This window comes from Bradyrhizobium sp. USDA3010, from assembly GCF_056429065.1.
Genome location: NZ_JBWJZD010000096.1, coordinates 1 through 5,688 on the forward strand (window position 1 = coordinate 1; position 5,688 = coordinate 5,688).

Annotated in this window: 5 protein-coding genes and 4 pseudogenes; 7 read left to right on the top strand and 2 right to left on the bottom strand. The window is 59.4% G+C overall.

Features of this window, described 5'->3' with window-relative positions:
• Positions 1-130: 130 nt before the first annotated feature.
• Positions 131-634: pseudogene (locus AC066Y_RS42725) on the top strand (transposase); the annotation flags it as partial.
• 103 nt (positions 635-737) lie between these two features.
• Positions 738-959, top strand: coding sequence for a hypothetical protein (locus AC066Y_RS42730; RefSeq protein WP_028352378.1), 222 nt, complete (start codon positions 738-740; stop codon positions 957-959).
• Between the two features lie 4 nt (positions 960-963).
• Here the strand turns inward: AC066Y_RS42730 and AC066Y_RS42735 are convergent.
• Both AC066Y_RS42735 and AC066Y_RS42740 read right to left on the bottom strand, forming a co-directional pair.
• Positions 964-1,197: pseudogene (locus tag AC066Y_RS42735) on the bottom strand (DDE-type integrase/transposase/recombinase); the annotation flags it as partial.
• A gap of 678 nt (positions 1,198-1,875) precedes the next feature.
• A complete protein-coding gene (locus tag AC066Y_RS42740) occupies positions 1,876-2,037 on the bottom strand; it encodes a 6-carboxytetrahydropterin synthase (protein ID WP_283088193.1) in 162 nt (53 codons plus the stop codon).
• Between the two features lie 96 nt (positions 2,038-2,133).
• On the opposite strand from AC066Y_RS42740, the gene AC066Y_RS42745 reads away from it, so the two are divergent.
• From AC066Y_RS42745 to AC066Y_RS42765, 5 genes and pseudogenes are all read left to right on the top strand, one after another.
• The gene (locus AC066Y_RS42745; RefSeq protein ID WP_478279076.1) at positions 2,134-2,628 is read left to right on the top strand and encodes an NAD(P)-binding protein; all 495 of its coding nucleotides are present in this window, start codon (positions 2,134-2,136) and stop codon (positions 2,626-2,628) included.
• Between the two features lie 99 nt (positions 2,629-2,727).
• Positions 2,728-2,865: pseudogene (locus tag AC066Y_RS42750) on the top strand (FAD-dependent oxidoreductase); the annotation flags it as partial.
• 128 nt (positions 2,866-2,993) lie between these two features.
• A complete protein-coding gene (locus tag AC066Y_RS42755; RefSeq protein ID WP_478279077.1) occupies positions 2,994-3,548 on the top strand; it encodes an FAD-dependent monooxygenase in 555 nt (184 codons plus the stop codon).
• A gap of 1,158 nt (positions 3,549-4,706) precedes the next feature.
• Positions 4,707-4,910 (top strand): annotated as a pseudogene (locus AC066Y_RS42760) (IS3 family transposase); the annotation flags it as partial.
• A gap of 44 nt (positions 4,911-4,954) precedes the next feature.
• Positions 4,955-5,230, top strand: a complete 276-nt coding sequence (locus AC066Y_RS42765) for a transposase (protein ID WP_428841095.1) — start codon at positions 4,955-4,957, stop codon at positions 5,228-5,230.
• Positions 5,231-5,688: the final 458 nt, after the last annotated feature.

The following is a 5,688-nucleotide window of genomic DNA, read 5'->3' on the forward strand; positions in this document are numbered from 1 at the left end:
CGCACTTTGCAGTTCCCGGAATTTAGCAAACACGAGATGAAGACGGGCGCGCACCTCCTCATCCGGATTGAGAACAATTGTGCCCGCTCGATCGTAGGCGAGCCCGGCCGGCAGCGGCAGCCGCAGTCCGGCCGCTGCGATCCAGCGCTGCCAGATCCACAAGGCGCGCAACATCATGGAACGCCTGCCGAAAGAGCATCATGCGGCCACCCGTCGGGTGCTGCGCCAGGCCTGGGAGCTCGATGACGCCGACAAGGCCGAAAAATTGATCCGCAATCTCGCGCGTCGACTCGACCAGCAATGGCCCGGCGTAGCGGCCAGCATCCTCGAAGGCCTCGACGAAATCCTGACTGTCGTCCGGTTGAAGTTGCCGAAGGAGCTTCGTCGATCGCTCGCCTGTACCAACATCGCCGAGAACATGATGGGCACCATTCGCCGCGTCACGCGCAACGTCAAACGCTGGCGGGATGCCGGTATGGCCTTGCGATGGGTCGCGGCCGGCATGATCGAGGCTAACAAGGGCTTCCGACGATTGAAGGCGCATAACCAATTGTCGGTTCTGCGTGCGGCTCTTCAAGCTCGCCACAATCGCATGACGATCAACCCCGTTGCCCACGTCACGAGGGCCGCGTAACATTCATTCCGGCAACGTCGGCCCGACCTAGTTCAACAGCGATCGGGACATCCCCTGGTCCCCTATTCGGGCATGATTATCGGTTCCACGGGATCGTTGGCCGATGACAATCAATCGCCTGCTCGCCGGAAGTACCTATACGGAAAAGGAGCGGAAATCGCTTAATTGGGCTTACCGGCTCACGCTGGAATCGCTTGGGTTGGTCGAGCGGGGAGACCCACTTTGCGAATTTATCGCGCGCAAGGTCATTGAGGTCCGCGCGCGCGGCGTAACGAACGCATCAGCCATCTCGCGGCTTGCAATCAAAGAGCTGAAGCTTAATTAGGCCGCTTCAGTTGACGCCCGTTCGTCCCATAGTCCCAGTCGATGCCGGTTTCCTTGTACCAGGCCAGCATGGCGTTACAGGTGAGTTTGGTGCCGTTGTCGGAGACGATCAGGCCGGGTTTGCCGCGCCGCGCGACAACCGTCGTCAGTTCCCGCGCCACACGCCGGCCCGAGATCGACGTGTCAGGAATGGCGCCCAGACATTCCTTGCTGACATCGTCGACGATATTGAGGATGCGCGCCGGCCCGACCTAGTTCAATAGCGATCGGGACATCCCGCGGCCCTTCCACCTCCAAGAATTGGTAGTCGCACTTCGTGATGAGTGCGCCTAGAGTTAACTGGGGTGATCTAACTCGTTGGATTGCACACATGGTAGCCGGTTGCCTGGTCTTAATTGGTCACCTGGAGAGCGTCGGCCTTCAGAACGTAACGTTTGCGGTTACCATGCCTGCTGCGACCGACGCTATGAGGCTTCGCTCGATTTCGGGGACATCCGTTCTGAACTCGACGCCAGACACGGCGGATTTGCCTTGGCGATTTCCGCACTCAGTGAACGGGCACCTGAGTGATCTCGGCATCGAGGAAGGCGAGATTTGTCAGATCTGTGACGATGATTGGCAGATCTGGCCGCCCAAGCTCCATTAGGCGCCACAAAGTTGGCTTGCAGTTCGGCCTCACTTGCGAACGGTGCACCGGATGAAGGCGATAGGCAGTCCGACACAAGCAGCTCCGTTCAAAATCTACGCTGATCGCATGATCGAGATCGGGACCAACACCATCAACGTTCTACAGATGGCGTCGACTTTGCGGCTCAGGCGCAGCTGCGAAGACCCTTTTTTTGTCTGTCCCAGCTCATGGCTTCACTCAACCGACCCTAACCTCCACCCAAGACTCGTCGTTCGCAAATCGGCACACTCTAGCAGCCAAGAATGCGGTCAAAGAACCAATCGACGATGACCGCGGCGGTCGGATTCTCCAGTCCTTCGACATCGTTTAGATGTCGGTGATCGACGAGTTTCAGCAGCGGCCGCACCTCAGCGTCGATCTCAGCGAAGTGGCGCCAATCGTGCCCTTCCACGGCGGGACGCACGCCAACAGGACGCACGCCAACAAAACTAGGTTCTGAAGGATTTGAAGCGGGGCTTTGCGCCTGTCCGGCCAGATGCAGAGCGGCATGGTCACGTTCGACTGGGGGCTCGCTTCCAATCCCGCGGCGGTCTTCGGCGGTAGCAAGGCGAGCGGTCTTGCGCGGGACCGCTCGACCGAAGGCATCAGGGAATCGCTCGAAACGACGTACATCGCAGTCTCGCTGTATCGAGCGGATGAACTGCACACAGAGCAGGCGCAGTGGCGCAGTTCACCACGGGAGATGAACAACGGACGTGTAGGAGGAAACATGGGCGCGGTGAAGAACGTTATCGTCGTGGGCGGTGGTATTGGCGGCTTGACAGCCGCCCATGCGCTTCGACGCATCGGTGTGTTTGTGCGAGTCATCGAAATGGGAGATAGGAGCGACCGGATCGGGACTGGCATCACCCTACTCGGGAATGCGCTGCGAGCGCTCGCCGAATTGGAATTGGTGGAAGCGTCTCTGCAAAGCGGTCACGGGTGGGACGTCGTATCGATACGCGACGCCGCCGGAAACCCTGCGCGGCGGCGATCAGGGTGAGACTCCGCTCTCATCCTGATTGTCGCGCTATAAAACCCGCTGCATCAGCAGTTCTCGCCAAGAATTTGGGACCCGGATCGTCCAGCCGCGCTAGGGATCATGCGGCCGCGCCTCGGGCAGATCCTGGAGGAGGCCGCCAGGACGAGCGGCGCCGAGATCGCCTTCAATACGACTGTCACTCGGATTGATCAGGACGCTGAGGGCGTGACGGTGCAGCTCTCGCACGGCGAGACAGATCGCGCAGACTTGTTGATCGCGGCCGATGGCGTTTATTCCAAGACGCGCCAGCAACTCTTCGGCGAAGAGTTCAAGCCGCACTACGCCGGCCAAGAGTGTGGCGTTACACTGTTTCTCGGACCGAAGCTATGGACGGCTTCATCCTCTATCGCCATCCGACGGGGAGATTGGTTGGCGCGCTGCCGCTGTCGAAGGAGCTGTGTTACCTGTTCTTCCTGGAAACCACGGATGAAAAGCTTCGTGTCGCTCAAGATCAGGTTTGCGATTATGTTCGAAACCTGCTCGCCCCATTTACGGCGCCCGAACTGATCCAAGCGGCCGACTTGGTCGGCCAGGGCAATCATATAAGCTACCGCCCGTTCGACGTATTGATGATGCCTGCACCATGGCACCGCGGCCGCGTCGTATTGTTGGGTGACTCGGTTCACTCGCTGACACCGCAGATGACGTCGGGCGGCGGCATGGCGATCGAGGATGCTCTGGTCCTCGCTCAGGAACTCCATCGCAGCCACGACCTGGAAACCGCGCTCGCGGGGTATTGCGTTCGGCGTGAGGCGAGGGTTAAGCGCATATACGACATCGGATACGCCATTTGTAACGAAGAGCGCAATCCGATGCATAGCCGAGAATATCAGATAGGTCTTCTTCGTGCAGGCTACGCATTCCTGTCTGCGCCTGTCTGAATCGAAAACGGCGCCGAAGTCAATTGGAGGACAACCAAGATTATGAAAAAACGAGCTCCGAGTGCCGTGTTCCGGGCAAACGTGCTTCTGCCCACTCGCTCCAGAGGCAGCATCTATTTCGGCCGGCAACTACCGATTAAATGATTCAACATTACAGAGTTTGAGAGGAGGACTGGGCTTCACAGCTCGCGCCGACGACGCCGCGCTTCTGACCTGAAGTGAAGACGCGGCGGGGATTTCGCGCGTCGTGGCTGCCGGTAGTCGTTGTCGACATAGACCCGCTCGATCGCGCAGCCGGATCCTGATGCTCCACGGACTCCCGCCCCAACGGCAAACGACGCTTGACGCTACAGCATCAACATCGGATCGGGCTCCTACCTATTCTGGGGGGCCGTCGCTCCCTGGCCCCTCATCCTCTATTCATCCTAGGGCGCCCGAGCTAAAGACGGGCTGAGATCGGTGACGGCGCTAGAAGAGGAGCGCGGCGGCATGTCCGAACAACCACCCTTCCATTCATATTCAACCGCGGCTCGCATCAGTATTGGCATTGCGGTCTTAGGTGCTGCTCTGCTGGTCGGGATAATAGTGATTCACGTCGTGCCGTAAGGCGGCCTCAGTGGTTAGTCGGTTTCCTCGCAAACCTCGCAGGATTGTCGGGCGCATTTGCGATGTTGGCCGCACTCATATGTCTGGTCCCCCGTCGGCGCGCTCGCGTCGCTTGTTCTGATAAGAAAGATTGACTTGTCGATGGCATCGATTGGCTGCTGCTCGACGTGTTGCATAGGCAACGACAGCCTTCGCCCAGCTTCGCGCGCGGGCCCCATAAACCTTCGTATCGTTCCATGTCCCTTTAGATGCCCGACGTTTCCCTACGTTCAATTGAGCCGCCGATCGCGATCGTCCTATTTTCAGGCAATGCGGTAGCGCCCCGCTATCGCTGCCCTCCTTGGGCGTTCCTCCCTAGACTTGGGTCGCTTGCGGCAACGTAGGCGGCCCTTCTTTTGTACGCGGTAAGGCGATGCTGTCAGGCGGCGCGATTCCGCCGAGCGTCGATTTCGCTGCTCCGCGAGCCATAAGCAATGCGCCGAAGCATTTTGGCGAGCCAGGCGAACGGTTCGACGCTGTATGGCGTCGCACAGTCGAGCATCGGCATCAGTGACCGTCAAGAACCGCATTCCGCTCGACAACTACTACCTGCCCGGCGACCTCGAACGACAGATCCGGGCTTTCGTCGAACGCCACAATCACGTCCACTACCATGACAGCATCGATAATCTCGCGTTGCCGATGCCTACTTCGGCCGGGCTAAGGCAATCCTTACCGCGAAAACGCATCAAGCGAAACTGGACCTCCTCCGAATGAGTTGACACCTGATGTAGTAGGCTCAGAGAGCCCGGAGGTGTCGGATGCAAGAGCGTCAACGTCGGTCGCTTACCGAAGAGTACAAGCGGCAGGCTGCTGAGCTGGTGGTATCGAGTGGCCGGTCGATCACGGCGGTCAGCAAGGAACTCGGTCTTCGCGACTCGGTGTTGCGGCGCTGGGTGGACAAGCTGCGGAAGGAGCGGCATCGGCGACGCGGCGCCCCAGCACGCAGGCGGCGCCGATGCCGGCGCACCAGGCTTCCGAGATCATCCGGCTACGTGAGGAGAACGAGCGGCTGCGCATGGAACGTGACATTTTAAACAAACTGTCCAGCACGGTTGCGCGCCTGTGCGGCGTAGAAACGGCCTTGTGCTCCTCGGCGACTGGGAGGGTAGCGGCCGTTCGATTATTGGAGGCAAATCCCCGTTAAAAAATGGTCCATACGTGCATGCGAACTTGAGAGTGGTGACGTCGGCCTAGCGACGATCCCGATTAGGAAGATGACGATTCGCATAGCCCAGACCCTCCTGCTCATGGTTGAATGGAGGATTGCCATGTCAAAGAAGAGGACGGCCGGCGCCCGTCCGGAAGCCGAGCCAAGTGTCTGGGCTTCGTGTTACAGCAATTCCAGACGTCGATCCGGCTGTTTCTTAGCCCGTCCTATTCGTGAGAGTGCGGCTTTTGGGCCCGATTGATGCGGCCGTACATCTGCTCTGACGAGGCGCACAGGATTGCCTTCGGCTTTTCACCGCCTGACGACCGGTACTTTGCAACGCGC

What these genes read in the sequence shown, in the direction of transcription:
- AC066Y_RS42730 (WP_028352378.1), top strand. Translation starts at nt 738, where the DNA reads ATGACAATCAATCGCCTGCTCGCCGGAAGTACCTATACGGAAAAGGAG.
- AC066Y_RS42745 (WP_478279076.1), top strand. Translation starts at nt 2,134, where the DNA reads ATGGTCACGTTCGACTGGGGGCTCGCTTCCAATCCCGCGGCGGTCTTC.
- AC066Y_RS42755 (WP_478279077.1), top strand. Translation starts at nt 2,994, where the DNA reads ATGGACGGCTTCATCCTCTATCGCCATCCGACGGGGAGATTGGTTGGC.
- AC066Y_RS42765 (WP_428841095.1), top strand. Translation starts at nt 4,955, where the DNA reads ATGCAAGAGCGTCAACGTCGGTCGCTTACCGAAGAGTACAAGCGGCAG.